Raw genomic sequence first — 573 nt, 5'->3', positions numbered from 1 at the left:
AAGATAGGCGGCGATAATAAAGGTGGCCCCATGCGAGAAATGGAAGATGCGGGTTGACCCGAAAATCAGGGAGAACCCCACTGCCGTGAGCGCATAGATAGCCCCTGTTTGAAGGCCGGTTATGGCCAACTGCAGAGCAAGCATCGATAATGTCCGTGTGTTTTAGTTGAAGGTAACCGTCTTCAGCGTTTCGGTTTTACCCGCTTTCAGCGTGTTGATCTTGATGGGGAACAGCAAGGTGCCGTTTTCCTGGAAGGAAACGGTGCCGCCTACAAGGTCAAATGACGGGGTTTCCAGACGCTTCTTCAGAAGGTTTTCGCCGGTCACGTCTTTTCCTTCCGCTTCCAGTGCCTGTGCCAGCAGGGCAAACAGACGGGTCGCGTTATAGTAGTTGACGTTATAGGCGTTTGGTTCCCGATTGTGCTTGGCGGTGAAGTCCTTGACGAAACGCTGGGTTACCGGGTCTTCAGACGTGAAATCGACGCTCTGTCCGGTAAAGATCATGCCTTCGGATTCCGGCAGGGCGATGGCATCCGGAACGGCATAGCCGGAATAGGTCACCAACAGGGAATC

2 protein-coding genes are annotated in these 573 nt (G+C 53.6%); both read right to left on the bottom strand.

Annotated features, from left to right (window positions below; genetic code table 11):
- Positions 1-144 (bottom strand): ABC transporter permease subunit (locus QQJ79_RS16115; RefSeq protein WP_431307615.1); only part of this gene is annotated, 144 nt, incomplete at its 3' end.
- Positions 145-162: 18 nt separating this feature from the next.
- A partial coding sequence (locus QQJ79_RS15880) for an ABC transporter substrate-binding protein (protein ID WP_284223906.1) occupies positions 163-573 on the bottom strand: 411 nt, incomplete at its 5' end.

Origin of the sequence: Brevundimonas denitrificans (assembly GCF_030160755.1) — a bacterium.
In the GTDB taxonomy this organism is placed as follows: Bacteria; Pseudomonadota; Alphaproteobacteria; order Caulobacterales; family Caulobacteraceae; genus Brevundimonas; species Brevundimonas denitrificans.
Note: the sequence above shows the minus strand (reverse complement) of the source record. Positions and strands in the feature narration are given on the sequence as shown.